Genomic DNA, 16,787 nt, shown 5'->3' with positions numbered 1-16,787 from the left:
TTTAGTTAGGTTATGAACGAGTAATCCCCGGTAACAATTGCCCAGTGGATGTAGAAGGTTTTGATATATTCAATATATGTGCAACGGTGTTTGCCAGTTGCGTTGTCGAAACTTTCTCATTCACTGCTTGTTTTTCGTATACACCTTTTTGGTAAATAATTATTGGTACATGGGTGTTCGCTTCATACGGCGTGCAATGTGAAGCGCCTGTTTTGAATTCAGTTAATATGTTATAAGGATCGGTTTGGATGATAATCTGCCCGCTACGGCCTGGGTAAAACTGATTTTTAAAATAACTTTCTAGTTGATTTTCATGAAAACAAGCTTGCTCAAGTTCAGTATGATACCACACCTGCTTAACGCCAGGTTGTTTCATGAGATACTCTTTTACTGTTTTTATAATGGTATTTTGTTCTTCTTGCTCGAGCGCATTAAATTGTTGCATGTCAAAGTACACATACGGAGGAACTACTTTTGGGAATAATACGTTGGTAACTCCCACTGTTTCGGCAAGTTGTTTATTCATATCATCGATCCATTCATTAAGCATTAATCTGCGTGCAGGAATACCTCTTTTAGCAAGTAGTTCAGGTATTGGCTCGATGCCATGATCAGCGGTAAGAATGAAAAGTAGCTTTTTTTTGTCGACTGTTTTTGTTACTTGTTTTAGAAATTGTTGCAGTTGCTTATCTAGGTGGTAGATGATATCGATGGTTTCCATGCATTCCGGGCCATACATATGACCTGCATAGTCTAACGCGCTGAGTTCTAACCAAAGTACCATAGAATCAGTACTGTTTTTTGGCAGATGCGTGTTGATGCATTCAACAGCAAGATCGAGGCATATTTGGTTGCCGAGAGGACTTTTTTGGATTGGATCCTTGTAAGGCAATTCAACTTTTTTTTGTAAAGAAATCTGTTTGCCAATAATTTGTGGTGAGCCTGCATATTCATAATTATGAATATTTTTAAATTGATATGCAGGAGAATTTAATTTGTATCGTGGTTTCCAGAACATGGAATGGAGAGATTGAAGGTTTTTGTTGCTATTAAATTGTGTAATCCAATGAGGTAACTCTTTAAAATATGCAGTACTTGATGTAAAGCAGCGTGTTGGCGTATCATACCAGATTGCTTTACCCAGTTTTCCGGCTGTTCCGATTGCAGCGCGACTTTTTAAAGAGATAGAAAAAACATGTCGTTTTTGATCAGTTGGTTGTTGTAAGACAAGCTGATCAGAGAGCCCGTCAACCATAATGTTTGCAGCTGATTTTCCATATTGATACAGTTCTGTGGGAGAAAAAACTGCTGCATTTTCCGCGCTATCTTTATCGCTTTTTATAGAATTACCATTTTCATCAACCCAGGAATTACTAATAATACCATGATTTTGTGCGTAGGTGCCGGTGCTGAGAGTAGCGTGTCCTGTTGCAGTTTCTGGGCATGCATGGGGATGGTATGCATTATGATATACAATGCCATTGTTAAGAAAATATTTAAATGCTGCATTAAAGTAAGGATGGAGCAAAGGGATATAATGATATGCCCATTGATCGATGATGCAGATGATGGTGAGTTGCGGTTTTTCAACGGCACTAGCGCCCGATGTGGAGAGAAAAAACTGTATGAATAGGAGAACTATATATTTTGTTTGCTTCATGATTATCCTTTATTTTTTTTACAGTGTATCGATATGTAAATGTTTTTTGCAATAGTATGTTTCAGTAGCGAAATTGTGTAAGAATAAGTAGGCTAGATGTGGTTGTATAATAAGGGTGCCGAAAGGATATTAAAGGTAGTGAAACAGCAGATTGGTATTGTATTACGCAAAGATTTCACCAAGAGTCGTACCATTTTTTTATTTGATAAAGATAATGGTAAAATGGAATGTACTCCGACTAGTTATGATGTGTGTTTGGGAGCGTTGGTACAGTATCAACGGGTTACTCAGCGATCACGACTGATAACTATATCTGAAGTGATTGCATTGCCACATGATGTAACGCATATTAATATTTTATTTTTTCATCATGTTCTTGAAATCTGTTTTCATTTCTTACCGATGGAAGCACCAGCGCAAGAATTATTTGCATTACTTGAACAGCTATACACAAGACAAGGATTGCTGGTCACGGCTTGGCATCAAAAACTTTTTATCGCAAAAATTTTACTTTACTTCGGGATGTATCCTGAAGACAGCGACTTCCCTCTTGCATATCTTCATAGGATTGCATATGAACCTATTGACATCATGATGCATCGAAGCATAAATTTAGGATTTGAAGCGCAACTCGATCGATGGTTGCATGGATGTATTATGTTGCATCCAAATATTGAACAATTTAAAACGATACATTTTTTAGACGAAAGTAGGATCGTATGAATCTACGGCTACAAGCAATAGTAATATTTCTATTGACGCAGACAACTTTTTTATGTGCGAGTAATTTAGTTGAAACATTGGAAAAAACGTTCCTTGGTGGTGGAGCAGGGGAGAAAATTCATTTTACCGCAGTAGCAGAAAAAACGGAGCTGTTTGCGGAACTTAAAAAAGAGAGTCAAACTTGGTACGATTCCCAGCAGATGTTGCAAGAAGAAGGCATTGCACGATTGCAGGAAATAAAAGTAGCTGTGGATGCAACTAAGCGAGATTTAAAGATTGATCCAGCGAATCCCTTTCTTGCCAAAAAACTGTTGATTATAAATGATAATGCAGATGCGGTGAGCCATTGGCAGCAATTGCGTGAGCGTATTGGCTCTATTCTTAATCAACTATTAACGCTCTTAGAGGATTACTTAAAAGATCCTAATCAGACAGAATATAAAAAAAAGCTAGGTCTACAAGTAGACCTTCATTCATTTGATAATTTGCAGACCCTTAACCAGTTGATTGCGGATGGTAATAGAAATGCAGAGCAGTTAAAAGAGCTGGAAAAAAACATTACGGTCGAACTGAAAAATCGTAAACAGATTGTATCGCTTGCAGAGCAAGCTCATAAAAAAAGTCAGGATGAACGCAATAAGCAAACGAGTTGTGACTTTGGTGGATTTGATGCACAACAAAAAGTGGAACTGTTTGCCTTGGATGATCAGCGGTATGCCGATGAGCGTAAGCGGGATTCGTTACGAATAAAAGAGATAGAGTATAAACAGTTATTGATTAAAAATAGATTGTTTGTGCAGCAGTTGCAGATAGATGTCCTTAAGAATGTACTTTCTGAGATTAAACCAGCGGTTCGTGTGAGTGAAGATGATATTGCGATTGCGGTTATTGAGCTTAATAAGAAAAAGCAGGAAGCTGCAGTAAAAAAAGAGCAATATGCAAAAGAAGCAGAGTACATTGGAGTTAATAAAAATAAAAAAAGCAGTGAGTTGAAAGCATTGAGTGAGCACCATGGAATTTTGCTCAGCAAAGAGCTTGATAGTTGGGAACATAAACCGATTCAGACTGCAGCTGGATATCGTAAATTTGTGGAGGTTGCAAGTTTTAATGATGCAGTGCAGTTATTGCAAAGTAGAGCGAACGGACTTGAAGCTAAAAGTACTTTAGAAAATGAAAAAATACGCTATGAATCGGTACACATTGCGATCATGCGTTCATTTTATAAAATTATTACCAAGCAGTTAAAATCGGAATTAGAAGCTGCGCAGGAGATCGTGCAGTATGACCATATGCGGGCAGATGTTTGGGCCAATATTTCTTCCTATAAAGAGCGCCTAAGTTCTGCGCAAGAGCTTCTCAAGATTAAAAAGCAGGCGCAAGAAAATTGCACTGCAATGAGAGCATTATTGCAGGAAAAAAAAGAAACATTATTTGAGCAAGATTTAAAAGAATACGCAGGCGTTGTGGCATTATTTAATAGTGCAGACACGTTTATCAAAAAGCATCTTGAAGCGATTGGCGTACTGATTAGTACGTATGAAGATGTTCTTGCGGTACTGCAAAAAACAAATAAGCAGCTCAAGTTCATTGTGAGTGAGTTGGAATTAGCAACGATTTGGCAACGTCCAGAATATGCAATTACGTGGGATGGCATTCAAAATATTGTGCCAAACATTTTGACATTCTTATCTGACCTGCGTAAAGCATTATTTACCTTTACGGTATCTCATGTGCAGCAGAGCCAGAATGCCCCCTTTAGTTTTATTTTATTTATGATTCAAGCATTGGTTTTGCTTTTTGTATTGTGGTTTGCTTGGAAACTGCTTCCTATTGTTGCGCGACGTTTACGTTCGGTGGGAAGAGAATATAAAGGACTGCGGTTTATCTGTTTGTTAATCGTGCTTGGAATTGAGTTTTTGTTAGCATATTACCTGGTTATTGCGCCATGGATGTATATATTTATTTTTGGTAATTTTTTCTTGTTACTTGATCCATATATGTATGTTTTATTTTATCTTGGATCCATACCGTATTTATTGTATGTAGCGGTTCATTTTATCCATTATTTTAAAAGTTTTAATAAACATAATGATGATCTGTTTTTTGCGCAGGAGTTTCAACGTCGGTTTATCATGATATGTTGCACATCGTTATATGCAACGATTGTTATTTTATTATTTAGAAAAGCGTATATCTTGGCCGGCTATCTACATTCTGAGTTGCCGGATGTATTGTTTTTACTGTGGATTATTATTTTACAAATTTCGTTGATTTTTTTGCTTACCAAAGAGCAGATTTTGGGGATTATTCCAGAGCGTGGGGACGTCTGGAGTTTAGTACGATTGAAAGTCGATCAGTATTATTATCTTATTTTGATGCTGGCTGTTGCCGTTATTATTATGAGTAATCCATTTGTCGGATTTGGTAAATTGGTGATTTATGTGTTCTCTCGATTACTGTATACAGGCGCATTGATAACTATTTTCTATTGGCTTAACATTTTTCTGCGACGAAGTATGTACCACGTTTTTTTTACAACAGAATACGAGGTTGCGCGAGAACGGTTTAATTACGGGAAAAGTATTTACAGTTTTTGTGTGATTGCTGTCTTCCTGAGCTTTATATTTTTAGGCGCTATTATAGGTGCTAAAATCTGGGCGTGGCCACGTACACTTGCAGCTATTGGGCAATGGTCAGATATTATCGGATGGCTAAAAACGCCTGTTCTGTTGCCAGAGACCGCAAAGATTTCAGTCTTTTCAGTATTACAGGTTTTGTTTTTTGTGTTGATGGGCTTTATTATTGCGTTCTTACTCAATCGATTTGTATTGGATAAAATCTTTGATGTTTTGTTAATCGAACAAGGAGTGCAGGATACTATTTCAAGTATTGTGCGCTATATCATTATCATCATTGCTGTTATTTTGGGTTTCCAATCGATCGATTTGGTTGCATTCGTCTGGGGTCTTACCACTGCGTTAGCAATCGGTATCGGTTGGGTGGTAAAAGAGCCAATGGGAGACTTTATAGCATACTTTATTTTGTTAGTGCAGCGGCCATTAAAGATTGGTGATTACGTGCAGATTAATGAGGAAGTGAATGGCGTTGTGCGTAAAATTACACCACGGTCAGTTATTTTACGCAGAAAAAACAGTACCACAATTATTTTACCGAACTCGCAGATCATTAATCAGCCGGTAACGAACTGGAACTACTTACGCGGATTTATTGCATTTAATGATATTGTAGTAACCGTGGGATATAAAGAAGATCCTACGCAGGTTAAAGAGCTTTTGTTAGCAATTTTATCAGCAAATCAATATATTCTTAAAAGCCCTAAGCCGGTTGTTCGTCTTGATAATTTTACCCAGAACGGATTTGAATTTATGGTTCGTGGATATATTAATTCAAACTATACCTTAGACCAGTGGGATATTGCCAGTGATGTGCGTCTTGCGATTGTACAGGTCCTCAGACAGCATGGCATTACGATTGCAGTACCAACACGCATTATTGTTCAGAAAGATACGGTGGGAGCAGACCGTATTGGTAACGTTGAAGGACCGATGATGTCATCGCGTGATGATCATCGAGAATAAAAAATATAGGGAGTGAGCAGCATGTTAACTGATAAGATGACTAATTTACACACCGTCGCATTACTATGTGCAAACGATGAAATTCTTTTAGCGCGACGCCATAATACTGATTTTGCGTCTGGACTTTACAGCATGGTTGGTGGCAAAGTTGAGCATGGAAAAACAGCACGCGAAGCCGTTCGTTGTACAGTACAGGAAAAAACCGGGCTTGATATTCCAGAAGAAGCTTTTGAATTGGTGCATGTCTTTCACCGTGACGGCCAAGGGGAAATCCTGGTCGCACTTTGTTTTAAAGCAGATATAACGGGACTAAAGCCAACTAATAATGAGCCGAGCAAGCATGATGATGTGCGATTTTTCCCTATTACACAGTTGCCTGAAAATATAGTTCCCGCTCATAAACAGGCTATTGATTGTGTGCTGAAAGGGATTGCTTATTCAGAACATGGATGGTGATGTACAAAAGCAAATTTTTATATTTTCAGAGGATTACACATGATTATGACGACTTTATATGCTGTTGCTTTATTATGCGTAAATAATGAGGTTGTGTTGGTACGTCGTTACAATGCTGACTTTGCATCAGGTTTATACAGCATGGTTGGTGGTAAAGTAGAAATGGGAGAAACAGCGAGACAAGCGGTACGTCGTGAAGTACAAGAAGAAGTGGGGCTCGATTTGCCCGAAGAACGATTTGAATTAGTGCATACCTTTCATCGCAAAGGTAATACAGAAACATTGGTTGCCTTATGCTTTAAAGCGGATATAACGGGACTCAAGCCGATTAACAATGAGCCGCATAAACATGATGATATGCGATTTTTCCCTTTGGACAAATTGCCTGAAAATATCATTCCTGCGCACAAGCAGGCGATAGATTGTGTTTTGAAAGGAATTGCATATTCAGAGCATGGTTGGTAAGGGCAAATTATTCTGATGTCTCGCAAAGAGTTCCATTCGTCTTAATCCGTTTTGTTACTGTTCTGCTTGTTTTTAAGCTCTTCAATTTGCTCTACTGTTAGTTCCGTTATTTCTGCAATAGCTGAATTATCAAGTGTATTTAGTTGTAAAAGTCGTTGTGCTACCTCTATTTTACCTTTAATTTTGCCTTTATCATATGCATAATCCATTTGTCCATGGTAGGAGCGAATATCATCCAAATGACGATCGTACGCCTCTAATTCAGCTTTTGACCAATTGCCCTGCTCAAGAATATCAAATGCTTCTTTAATTTCTGGGTCTTTTAATGTTGCAGGGATTTTTTGTAAGGAGGCTGCATGTTTTAAGAAATAGATCCATTTATCAACAATGGCGCTATATTCGTCTACCTCTTTATTAAACTTAGTAAGTTCAATAAAATGAAACTCTAAATGTTTAAGTTCATGTGCATAGGTTTCTTTATCCAAAATAAAGTGATGGCTCAAATAATGTGAGTTTCCACTAAAAAGAGTAAAATCGAGTACACCAACAAAGATAACAGGAACCAAATCTTCGTATCGTTCTTTTTTTGCAAGCTGCCTGCTGAGCACGATGGAACTGTAATATTGTGCGCGAGCTGCGTAATGCATTTGGGAATCAACTTGCATTTCAATAATATATTGATGATTTTTTTGATCAGTACAGCGTACATCAACAATGCTAGTTTTTGCTTTAATTGAATCAGGCAAATTACTGGGGTCATTCAAAACAGTATCAATAATTTTATCCCCTTCTGCCCGCCCCAACACACTATTTAAAAAACTAATTAAAATCTCTTTATGAGCTATGTTGGCAAACAGCTTTTTAAATCCCAGGTCGCTTGTTGGGTCCATAAATATCATAATTGGTGTCCTTAAAATTACAATTAGTTAGCGGGAGAAGAACAAAGAAGATGATTAATGCTTATGATATCACATACGATGTTGAATGAAAAAAGATTAAAAGAGTTCCATTCGTCTTAATCCGTTTAGTATTAAGCACAATATCAGGGCTGATGCAAATTGATAAAGTGCAGCCATGACCGATCCGGTCATAATCAATAGTAAGCATATGGACAATACTAGGTACGCAGGGCCGATATATTTTTTAGGAAGCTCTGGCATCTTTTTGGGAAGTTCTTGCATGGTAGTCCTTTTTTGTTTTTTAGGGGAGAAACTATTTTACTAATTGCGGTCTTTGAGAGATGTAATTAAGTGAGCGCATCCATCTAATATTAAACCAATCCCAGCAATTCCTATGGCAAAATTATTACCTTTGATTATGCCAAGGGCATGGAGGAATAATAGCGTTCCCATTACTATTGCACTTATCCCCTTAACGGTTGCAGATAAAAACATAGATTTTTCCCTTTTAGTTTTAAAAAGTAGTGGTTGCGTTATTGTTTTTTCTTAAAATATAGAAAAATAATAGCTCCGGTTCCTGCCCCTGCTAAGGTAGAGGCATAACTCATGATAGGATGATTGATAGGTATGATATTGCACAGACCTAATCCCAAGATGATTCCAGCGGCTACTGTAAAAACAGCAATTATAGGAATATGAGTGGCATTCGATCTTAGGATTATGTGCATTATAATAAGCCACATGCAATATTTAATTACAGTAGCGGCTTGTATGATCCCAAGAAAATACAGTGAGAGCGCGATCCCTATAAAGGCTATGTACACTATTACGTCGTACAAAGTAGGTTTCTGCATTCAATCTTCCTTTTTATGTGATTTCACGTTGTTTTTGCGTCTGACATATCTATGAATGTCGATAAAACCATACACAATTGAAAACGCTGCACAGCCAATTAAAAAAGCCTTAGCGTTGATTATATTAAAGACATGGAGCAGCAAGATGGCTCCAATTATTATGTGACCAATTCCGGATATTAGCACGATTCACTCCTATTTAAGTAAGAAGTAATTTTGTGGATATGTTTTTTTACATGATAGTTATTTAGGTGTAACAAGTCCTATGATGATTAAAGCAGCCGCAACAGCAATAGCAATATAGGCAACTCCTGCCACAACTATACCAAGAACATTTAATAGTAATATGATTCCCATGATAACAAAGCCAATTATTAAAAACATGGTTTGCTCCTGTTTATATTAATGCTGATTATTGTTTTCTTTGCTTGATTATATATTTACCGATATGGCAAATTCCATCTATTATTACGGCAATAGCGAATCCAATGATATAGCCTTTACCAGCAGGTAATACTTCAAGCGCATGCAAAAGTAAGAGTGTTCCGGCGATTACGAGGCCGATTCCTTTGTGCAAATTTGATATGATCATAGTCTTTTCCTTAGTTTAAAGAATAAGCTTTAGGCTGCTGGTTATTCTTTGGATACTATTTGTTGAGCAACCAGGCTGCATCCAATTAAGATGATGATAATGGAAACACCAATAAGCACATGTGTGCCACTTATTCTACCAAGAGCGTTCAATAATAAGATTGTTCCAAATGCTATTAACGCGAGTCCCTTGTGCATTGCGGATATGAACATAGTTTTTCCTTTCATATAATGTTTAGATTACTCTTTGGCCTGCCTATATTGGTCGAGGTGATTAACGCCGAGTAATATGCTTACAACTGCAATACCAATGAGTAAATGGTCACCACTTATTATCTGAAATATAGATAACAATATGAGTACGCCGATTATTATTAAGCCAATGCCTTTGTGTAGATGAGCAGATTTCTTCATAGTTTTTCCCTTTATGTAGTTATTCCCGTTCTTTTTTGCTGATGTACTTTTTGATCTGTTTATCTAGTCCTGTGCGCATACATCCTTGCACAATGAGGTATACTGCAAATCCAATAATGATATAGAAAAGGCCTATTGCCACGATTCCAAGGGTATAAAGCAGAAGAATCGCTCCCATTACGATACATAGAATGCCTTTGTGCGTTTCAGAAAGTTGAATGTTTACCATAAATGCTCCTTTTTTTTGATATTAAAAAGTAGATGCTCGTACAACTGTATAAAAAGGGAGGTAGATATTGCAATAGTTCCTAGGGGAGGGCAATCCTTACGAAGGAAGAAAGCCTTTGATAGGCCATGGATTACTAAAATCCACATGGTCATCCTGAAGAGGTTGATGATGTTCTAAAAAGGTAACGCGCTGGATATCAAGATTGTTGAGACGTATTGTTTTCAGTAGTCCTTCGATCCACATCCATTTTGTGTGGGTGTTGCTTTCTGGGCCAAATGGCTTGCGATCAAAAGAAAGAAACAGCTCTTGTTGTGACGATGTTAAGATTGCTGTTTGCAAGGCGATAGAGCGATTGGTCGCCGTTTCTTCTTCTAGTAAGGAAAGCCATGCGCGAATCAGATAGGTGATGCAATCTACTTTGTTGTTGCTCCATAAAAGATCGCTGTTTTCGGTGCGCCAATTGTTGTTATGCCAATAACACAAGGTAATTTTTTTCTTCTGATACCCAGGGATTGGTGAATGAGTTGTATGGGTTTGTGATCTTGGATATGCAATAATAATCCAGTGATTAAAATAGGCGTAGGTGATGAAGCCTATGCAGAGGGCGATTGCTGAAAAAATAATAAGTTTTTTATACATGGTGGTTATGTGTAAGGGTTTATTCGGAAATTAATGTTGAAAAAATTGCAGTCAATGAACTTGGTCCACAACACGATTGACACCCGATCGTCTTAGCGAGCCGCCATTGGCGTGCGTGGCTATCCAGGCTAATAAAGATCTTCATATAAATCTTTCCAACTGGAATTCATTCCTTCTATCAGATATAATTTCTTTTTTCGTGATCCATCTTTAATTTGTTTTTCTCGTAATATTGCAGATTCCATAGTGGGATGAGATTCATAGAATACTAAGAATTTGCAACCATAAGTTTTTGTGAACCCCTCGATCAAACCTTCTTTATGCTCATATATTCGTTTTATAAGATCGGATGTTACTCCAACATACAGGGTGCCGTTTGTTTTATTCGCAACAATATAAACGATCGGTTGTTTCATAAATATTACCTTATTAACCTGGATCGCCACGCACGCCAACGGCGGCTCGCGACGACGATCGGGGATTTTTTGTTCTTACTAAATAGGTGAGTTATTTTGCGATACGCCTTTATTAATAATCGGAGTAATACTTGCAATGATTGGTTCTAAATACAATTGCCAATCATGTTTTGTTTTGAGTCCAATTTCTAGCGCAATTGCAGGAGATTTCACGCCAATGAGTGGCGCAAACGGTAGATAAAAACATCCTTTGCAATCAAATTGTTTTTGATACGAAGCGTTAGATAACTGTTTTTGCATCGTCGTTGCCCACGTATGGGTGGTGTTGGTAGAAATGAGATACGCTTTATCATAGGGATAAAAAGTTAAATCGGTTGTTTTGATAACAAAATCATCACCGTAAGAAAAGGCGTAGAGATAGAGCGATGGTCGCGTTGCTTGATCATGATAAAAATGAATGCTGAGATAAAAATTTACATCAAGCCGATTACTAAAATTTGCGTTTTGCAGTGGTTGCAACGTTTCACCAGGAAAACGAGTGAGTACTACACGGACTTCTGGATAGCGTTCTTCAATCATTGTTTTTAGTTTTTCTGCACATTGCAACGTGATGCCGCGCTCAAAGCTATCTCCAATTTCTCTGCCAGTATGTTTAGCATCTCCTGCTGGATCGATCATGAGGGTGAAGTTGTATGCGTGGAGTTGGTTAATTTGTGTGAGACTGGAAAGTATAAGAAGAAGGATCGTTTTTTTCATGTTCTGCTCCCGTTTATCGACATTGGAGTGGACTGGTCAGAAATTCATATAAAAATGTTTTGCGTTCTACACCTTTACTATTTTTTATGGCGACTGCGAGTGCTTTTGCTTGCCCGATGAAAATGCACAGTTTTTTTGCACGGGTTACGGCAGTGTAGATTAAGTTGCGCTGCAGCATCATGAAATGTTGCATAAAAATGGGGATAATAACGGCAGAATATTCAGACCCTTGGCTTTTGTGGATTGTTATTGCGTAAGCGAGTACGAGTTCATCAAGTTCACTAAATTCATATTCTATAACTCGTTGATCATATGCCACAAAGACGATGCGGTCTTCGGTATTAATATCATAAATCGTTCCGATGTCGCCGTTAAATACATTTTTATCGTAGTTGTTTCGTATTTGCATCACGCGATCGTTAATTTTGTAGATTGCCCCCCGATGAGGAATTTGCTTTCCGGAAGTCGCGGGATTCAAAATTAGCTGTATGTCATGATTTATTTTTTGTGTGCCCGCTCCACCACGGTTCATGGGTGTTAGTACAATCGCGTTGTCACTCGTGATGCCATATTTTTTAAGTCCGCTGGTGAAAATACGTTCTAAATGTACCGGTAATTGTTCAGGTAATTCTTCTTTAATGAAGAAAAAATCTTGTTTTGAATCTGGTAAAAATGTGGTAGGGAATTCCCCTTTATTTATTTTATGTGCATTGACAATGATCAAACTGTTTTGTGCTTGGCGAAATATCTGTTGCAGACGAATAGTAGCTATTTTGTTGCTTGCAATAAGATCATGTAGGAAATTTCCTGCACCAACAGATGGTAATTGATCGACGTCTCCAATGAGTATCAAGTGTGCATCATGAGGCAATGCGCGGATGATTGCATATGCTAAAAAAATATCAATCATGGATGCTTCATCAACAATTAAAAAATGTAACTGAAGTGCATTTTGTTCGTTATGTTTGAATCCATGGTTGGTAAAATCAAATTCCAACAGCCGATGAATGGTGGTTGCAGGGCGGCCGGTTCCTTCGGTGATTCGTTTTGCAGCACGCCCAGTAGGAGCAGCGAGTTTATAAAGAACGTTCGCCTCATCAAGTACCGCAAGCAGCTTTTTAATAAGTGTTGTTTTTCCCGTTCCCGGTCCTCCGGTGATAACGGTAACTTTATTTTGTACGCATGCCATGATGCCCTGTTGTTGTTCGTCATTTAATGCAATGTCGTTTTCATGGCGTGGTTGTTTGATGTATGCATAAATTGCATCAAGATCGAAGTTGTGTTGTATTGGTCGTGATTGCAATAGAGTTATTTTTTCAGCTACTCCTTTTTCGCTGTAATAATACTTTGTAAGCGTTACGTAATGCTCTTGGTTATGTGAAATAACTTTGATTTTATCGCTGTTATACAGATCTTGTAGCGCATATTTGATTGTGCTTTCTACCGCGGCAAATTCAAGTTCAAGAATTTCTGTAGTTTTTTCTTTTAATGTTTGTAGTTCAACGTAGAGGTGGCCATTGCTTGTTTCTGTGGTGATGCAATGTAAAATGCCAGCAGTGATGCGTTGTGCTGAATCTTTGGCGATGCCGAGATTTTGTGCAATGGTGTCGGCAGTTTTAAAGCCAATTCCCCAGATGTCTTGCACAAGGCGATAAGGATTTTCTGTAATCAGCGCGATGGAATCTTGTCCGTAGCGTTTGTAAATTTTTATTGCATACGTAGTAGAGATATTACGGTCCTGCAAAAAGACCATAATTTTGGAAATATCTTTTTGGTCCTTCCACGCAGCGATAATTTTTTCCATCCGGCCTGCGCCTATGCCGGGAACGGTGAGCAGTTTTTCCGGATTTTTATCAATGACATCTAAAACTTCTAGGCCAAAAGCGTTAACAAGCTTTTCAGCGTAAGAGGGTCCGACACCTTTAATGAGGCCGGACCCAAGATATTTTTTAAGACCTGCGATAGACGTTGGTTGTGATGCGGTGACTCGTGTTGCTTGAAACTGTTTACCAAATTTTGGATGCATACCCCAAGAACCAACAAGGTCAACCTGCTGACCGGGTTGAATGTTGGGCATGTGTCCGGTGACCGTGATCGGCTCTTTACTTTTTGTCTGTAAAATGAACACAGAAAAACCATTGTCGTTGCTTTGAAAAAGAAACCGATCAACAATGCCAATTAATTCTTCTTGATTGTTCATAATGTAATTTGATTATTTTTGCTTGTTATTAACCATATCTACAAATTGCTTGTAGGCTTTTGGACAGCTATTTGCAAAGTCAGTAAGAAATCCGATTAGATCAGTAACAAATCGGTCGAGTTCTACAACAGAATGGAAAGATTTGTTAATTGTTTCAGCCTCAGCTCCTTCTCTACATTTTCCCCAGGTGAATAGGAAGCTGTCCATGCGATTTCTTTTCTGACATGATTCTTCAATGAGTGTAAGAATCATAGGGCGTATGCCATGCGTATGTTTAATGAAAGGAAGCACTGTTTCATTGAAGGTATTTTTTATCTCTATAAGCATGTTGGCAAGATCATTTTTGGTTGCTTGATCAAGGTTAGGTAATGCTAAGAGTTCTTTTTCTAGTAGGGCTAGTGTACGGATTGAGTGTGGTTCACCTCTAAAAGTAAAGATACCGGTATAATGACCACTTTTGTTTTTTGATCCAAAGAGTAATTGGTCTAATTTACGAGCAACTTGTAAGGTAAAACCGATATGATTGCCGGTGATGCCAAATGATTTTCCATCGCCAAATTTTAGCGCTTCTGATTCAAGAATGATTTTGGTTGGTTCTGCTGTTGTGATTCCGTGTATAGTTGCTGCGGTCATAGCTAAGATAATAAGAGATTTTTTCATTCGGAACTCCTGTATTAATATCGATTTAAAAATTAACTGCTACATTGAATGATAGCGTAAAATTGTTTCCAATACCAGATCCCCAGTAGCTGCTATCACCATTCAGGGACAAAAGCCAATCGAGATTATCCCGTTTTATGCTCCATGATGCACCGGCAATTATTTTGCTTTCATATGCACGAGGCTTTATGGCTTTACCAATATCAATGTTTGGCGGGCGATTATTATCGGTGCGAACGATGCCAACATTTTTTAACTGCTCTTTGCTTGCAAGCCAAAAATCAAACCCTAAAAAGAATCCCCAGTTTGGCGCATCATACTGTAACTTTGATACGGTATGTACCATAATGATGGGATGCACTTGTACATCAAAGGGGAATGGATAAAATTTATCAACAATCTGCTGTTCGAGGAAGGTGAGTACCTGTTGTGCGTAAATAGGATCATTATCTATATCATTACTAATATCCTCTTTACTTCTATTCAGACGGAGGTTGTTGTATAATTGACTCTCATCAAATGCAACAAAATAGCGGCGTTCTGTTTTTGGTATTTGATATTCAAGCATACCATATGATTTCAGGGAGAAATGGCGGGCCCATGGCATTTTGATAAAATTTTCTAAAGCAGTTGCGCTTTCATAATACACGCCAACACCCAGATGTTTATTATTACCGAGCTCTGCATTAAGAAGGTTTGCGGATAACGAGTCAATGATGCCAAGTCCAAACGCAGTAGCGAGCTCTTTTGCCTGTTCTTGTTGTGCGGTTGTCCCTTCAAGAAGCGCTAAGAGGTTAGTAATGTTAAGGACCGGTCGTTTCTGACTTTTTTTAAATGATGAACCAATAAGACCAGAGCCCATGCTGAAGGCAGTTGGTAAGGTGAGGCAGAAGCCTATTTTGCTATCAAAGACTGTGCAGCTATACAGATCGACATCAATCATGATGCGGGTGTCGCCAATGCCCACTTTGTCACAAATGAGATGCTGCTTGGCAAAATTAAAAGCATCTTCTTCTGAGGTTTTTCCTAATGTTCGTTCAATATTTTCTCGTTCATTTTCAGTGAGGAAAAAATTACGTTCAAGATAGTAGAGTGGGGTCATAGATCGAAAACGCATCCGGTCCCATCGTCGATCATACTGAAACATGCATCCGGCTCTGCGTTCGTTGATCGCGGTGTTTTTAAATAAGGCAAGCAGGTCAACAGGAAAAAGATCAAATTTAAGTTTTTTAATAAGATCGGTTATGGTTGAAGAATTGATCTTATCGAGAAGTGATTGCGATTGAATGGCCAAATATGAGCTGATTGCCGTGCTTTCTTTGGTAAAATTCATTCGGCTTGTCTGATTATAAAAAAAATTAAAATTAGCGGTTTTGCAGTAGGCGGGGATACGTGCATTGTAAAATGGCGAGAGTGTTGTTACTGGACGTGTTACTAATGGGTTGGTATGGAGAAAGAAATCTTCTTGAAGGATTGCTACCGCTCCGAGTTCAACGAGTAAGGATGCGGTATCTTGGGGGGTTGGATCTCGGGTGATGTCAAATTCTGTACTATCTAAAAAATTATTAATCAGATCGTTTTCAATTGTTTCGTTGCCGAATAGTGGATCTTCAAACTGATGCCCAGCAATGACCGGTTTTGAGGATACAATAAGCAAAATCGTAATAAGAATACAGCTTTTTACATTTCTAATCATATGGTTTCTCTCTTGGTTTCGATTTTAGAGCGTTGATTATACTGTGTACTCATATGCATTTTTTAGTTTATCGTTTTCAACGACAAACCTTTATTTTACTAAATTTTATTTATATTACAAAACCCCCTATCAGGGTCATTATTTTGAAAAGAAGATTTTTTGATTTTTTTCATTGTAAAATTAGTAATAATTACGCTACAATAGGAAAAATAGTACGTTTGAATTTTATATAAATACCTAACTATATTTTTCGAAAGGATATCAATGGACGTAGAAGTTGGCATCTCTTACGCAAAGGCTGCTGCGCTACTAGGTGCTGCATTTACCATGGGCATTGGCAGTATCGGTCCTTCAATTGCTGGGGGTCTTGTAGGAAGTAGTGCGGTTGAAAATACTGGTAAATATCCAGAGGCGACCAGTAAGATTAGAATGACTATGATGATCGCAATGGGTCTTATCGATACTTCTTCAATTTTTTGTCTTATTATTTCTGGGGCATTGCTTGTTCTAAGCAGAACACTGTAAAAAGA

At 38.0% G+C, this 16,787-nt stretch carries 19 protein-coding genes; 5 read left to right on the top strand and 14 right to left on the bottom strand.

What is annotated here, in order from left to right; genetic code table 11:
• Positions 1-10 precede the first annotated feature (10 nt).
• Positions 11-1,660: an alkaline phosphatase family protein gene (locus tag VGT41_01105; GenBank protein ID HEV2600871.1), complete on the bottom strand. Its 1,650-nt coding sequence runs from the start codon at positions 1,658-1,660 to the stop codon at positions 11-13.
• A gap of 138 nt (positions 1,661-1,798) precedes the next feature.
• Between VGT41_01105 and VGT41_01100 the strand changes: the two genes are divergently transcribed.
• Genes VGT41_01100 through VGT41_01085 form a run of 4 tightly spaced genes read left to right on the top strand, consistent with a single transcriptional unit; the run spans position 1,799 to position 6,903 of the window.
• Positions 1,799-2,383, top strand: a complete 585-nt coding sequence (locus tag VGT41_01100; GenBank protein HEV2600870.1) for a hypothetical protein — start codon at positions 1,799-1,801, stop codon at positions 2,381-2,383.
• Positions 2,380-5,982, top strand: a complete 3,603-nt coding sequence (locus tag VGT41_01095) for a mechanosensitive ion channel domain-containing protein (GenBank protein HEV2600869.1) — start codon at positions 2,380-2,382, stop codon at positions 5,980-5,982. Before VGT41_01100 ends, VGT41_01095 begins: the two co-directional genes overlap by 4 nt.
• A gap of 21 nt (positions 5,983-6,003) precedes the next feature.
• A complete protein-coding gene (locus tag VGT41_01090; protein HEV2600868.1) occupies positions 6,004-6,438 on the top strand; it encodes an NUDIX domain-containing protein in 435 nt (144 codons plus the stop codon).
• A gap of 39 nt (positions 6,439-6,477) precedes the next feature.
• Entirely contained in the window at positions 6,478-6,903 is a 426-nt protein-coding gene (locus VGT41_01085) for an NUDIX domain-containing protein (GenBank protein HEV2600867.1), read from the top strand.
• A gap of 41 nt (positions 6,904-6,944) precedes the next feature.
• Here VGT41_01085 and VGT41_01080 read toward each other — a convergent pair whose 3' ends face one another.
• The 13 genes from VGT41_01080 to VGT41_01020 form a co-directional block, all read right to left on the bottom strand.
• Complete coding sequence (locus VGT41_01080) at positions 6,945-7,802, bottom strand: Rpn family recombination-promoting nuclease/putative transposase (GenBank protein HEV2600866.1); 858 nt, start codon at positions 7,800-7,802, stop codon at positions 6,945-6,947.
• 321 nt (positions 7,803-8,123) lie between these two features.
• Complete coding sequence (locus tag VGT41_01075; GenBank protein HEV2600865.1) at positions 8,124-8,297, bottom strand: hypothetical protein; 174 nt, start codon at positions 8,295-8,297, stop codon at positions 8,124-8,126.
• A 602-nt stretch (positions 8,298-8,899) separates the two neighbouring features.
• The gene (locus VGT41_01070) at positions 8,900-9,040 is read right to left on the bottom strand and encodes a hypothetical protein (GenBank protein ID HEV2600864.1); all 141 of its coding nucleotides are present in this window, start codon (positions 9,038-9,040) and stop codon (positions 8,900-8,902) included.
• Between the two features lie 28 nt (positions 9,041-9,068).
• Positions 9,069-9,248 (bottom strand): hypothetical protein, encoded by a 180-nt coding sequence (locus VGT41_01065; protein HEV2600863.1) that lies wholly within the window; start codon positions 9,246-9,248, stop codon positions 9,069-9,071.
• Positions 9,249-9,289: 41 nt separating this feature from the next.
• A complete protein-coding gene (locus VGT41_01060) occupies positions 9,290-9,460 on the bottom strand; it encodes a hypothetical protein (GenBank protein HEV2600862.1) in 171 nt (56 codons plus the stop codon).
• 27 nt (positions 9,461-9,487) lie between these two features.
• Positions 9,488-9,661: a hypothetical protein gene (locus VGT41_01055; GenBank protein HEV2600861.1), complete on the bottom strand. Its 174-nt coding sequence runs from the start codon at positions 9,659-9,661 to the stop codon at positions 9,488-9,490.
• A 19-nt stretch (positions 9,662-9,680) separates the two neighbouring features.
• The gene (locus VGT41_01050; protein HEV2600860.1) at positions 9,681-9,890 is read right to left on the bottom strand and encodes a hypothetical protein; all 210 of its coding nucleotides are present in this window, start codon (positions 9,888-9,890) and stop codon (positions 9,681-9,683) included.
• Positions 9,891-9,986: 96 nt separating this feature from the next.
• Complete coding sequence (locus VGT41_01045) at positions 9,987-10,529, bottom strand: hypothetical protein (protein ID HEV2600859.1); 543 nt, start codon at positions 10,527-10,529, stop codon at positions 9,987-9,989.
• Between the two features lie 128 nt (positions 10,530-10,657).
• Positions 10,658-10,945, bottom strand: a complete 288-nt coding sequence (locus VGT41_01040) for a GIY-YIG nuclease family protein (protein HEV2600858.1) — start codon at positions 10,943-10,945, stop codon at positions 10,658-10,660.
• 78 nt (positions 10,946-11,023) lie between these two features.
• Positions 11,024-11,701, bottom strand: coding sequence for an N-acetylmuramoyl-L-alanine amidase (locus VGT41_01035; protein ID HEV2600857.1), 678 nt, complete (start codon positions 11,699-11,701; stop codon positions 11,024-11,026).
• A 13-nt stretch (positions 11,702-11,714) separates the two neighbouring features.
• Positions 11,715-13,901 (bottom strand): ATP-dependent RecD-like DNA helicase, encoded by a 2,187-nt coding sequence (locus tag VGT41_01030; GenBank protein HEV2600856.1) that lies wholly within the window; start codon positions 13,899-13,901, stop codon positions 11,715-11,717.
• A 12-nt stretch (positions 13,902-13,913) separates the two neighbouring features.
• Positions 13,914-14,561, bottom strand: coding sequence for a hypothetical protein (locus VGT41_01025; protein ID HEV2600855.1), 648 nt, complete (start codon positions 14,559-14,561; stop codon positions 13,914-13,916).
• Positions 14,562-14,586: 25 nt separating this feature from the next.
• A complete protein-coding gene (locus VGT41_01020) occupies positions 14,587-16,257 on the bottom strand; it encodes a hypothetical protein (protein ID HEV2600854.1) in 1,671 nt (556 codons plus the stop codon).
• A gap of 264 nt (positions 16,258-16,521) precedes the next feature.
• On the opposite strand from VGT41_01020, the gene VGT41_01015 reads away from it, so the two are divergent.
• The gene (locus VGT41_01015; GenBank protein ID HEV2600853.1) at positions 16,522-16,782 is read left to right on the top strand and encodes an ATP synthase F0 subunit C; all 261 of its coding nucleotides are present in this window, start codon (positions 16,522-16,524) and stop codon (positions 16,780-16,782) included.
• Positions 16,783-16,787 lie beyond the last annotated feature (5 nt).

The sequence above is a fragment of the Candidatus Babeliales bacterium genome, from assembly GCA_035944115.1.
GTDB lineage: Bacteria > Babelota > Babeliae > Babelales > Vermiphilaceae > DASZBJ01.
This window is presented reverse-complemented; position numbering and strand designations above follow the sequence as displayed.

Bases quoted from the DNA above. Each gene is read 5' to 3' on its own strand.
- VGT41_01105 (HEV2600871.1), bottom strand. From the start codon at position 1,660: ATGAAGCAAACAAAATATATAGTTCTCCTATTCATACAGTTTTTTCTC.
- VGT41_01095 (HEV2600869.1), top strand. From the start codon at position 2,380: ATGAATCTACGGCTACAAGCAATAGTAATATTTCTATTGACGCAGACA.
- VGT41_01090 (HEV2600868.1), top strand. From the start codon at position 6,004: ATGTTAACTGATAAGATGACTAATTTACACACCGTCGCATTACTATGT.
- VGT41_01085 (HEV2600867.1), top strand. From the start codon at position 6,478: ATGATTATGACGACTTTATATGCTGTTGCTTTATTATGCGTAAATAAT.
- VGT41_01080 (HEV2600866.1), bottom strand. From the start codon at position 7,802: ATGATATTTATGGACCCAACAAGCGACCTGGGATTTAAAAAGCTGTTT.
- VGT41_01075 (HEV2600865.1), bottom strand. From the start codon at position 8,297: ATGTTTTTATCTGCAACCGTTAAGGGGATAAGTGCAATAGTAATGGGA.
- VGT41_01070 (HEV2600864.1), bottom strand. From the start codon at position 9,040: ATGTTTTTAATAATTGGCTTTGTTATCATGGGAATCATATTACTATTA.
- VGT41_01065 (HEV2600863.1), bottom strand. From the start codon at position 9,248: ATGATCATATCAAATTTGCACAAAGGAATCGGCCTCGTAATCGCCGGA.
- VGT41_01060 (HEV2600862.1), bottom strand. From the start codon at position 9,460: ATGTTCATATCCGCAATGCACAAGGGACTCGCGTTAATAGCATTTGGA.
- VGT41_01055 (HEV2600861.1), bottom strand. From the start codon at position 9,661: ATGAAGAAATCTGCTCATCTACACAAAGGCATTGGCTTAATAATAATC.
- VGT41_01050 (HEV2600860.1), bottom strand. From the start codon at position 9,890: ATGGTAAACATTCAACTTTCTGAAACGCACAAAGGCATTCTATGTATC.
- VGT41_01045 (HEV2600859.1), bottom strand. From the start codon at position 10,529: ATGTATAAAAAACTTATTATTTTTTCAGCAATCGCCCTCTGCATAGGC.
- VGT41_01040 (HEV2600858.1), bottom strand. From the start codon at position 10,945: ATGAAACAACCGATCGTTTATATTGTTGCGAATAAAACAAACGGCACC.
- VGT41_01035 (HEV2600857.1), bottom strand. From the start codon at position 11,701: ATGAAAAAAACGATCCTTCTTCTTATACTTTCCAGTCTCACACAAATT.
- VGT41_01030 (HEV2600856.1), bottom strand. From the start codon at position 13,901: ATGAACAATCAAGAAGAATTAATTGGCATTGTTGATCGGTTTCTTTTT.
- VGT41_01025 (HEV2600855.1), bottom strand. From the start codon at position 14,561: ATGAAAAAATCTCTTATTATCTTAGCTATGACCGCAGCAACTATACAC.
- VGT41_01020 (HEV2600854.1), bottom strand. From the start codon at position 16,257: ATGATTAGAAATGTAAAAAGCTGTATTCTTATTACGATTTTGCTTATT.
- VGT41_01015 (HEV2600853.1), top strand. From the start codon at position 16,522: ATGGACGTAGAAGTTGGCATCTCTTACGCAAAGGCTGCTGCGCTACTA.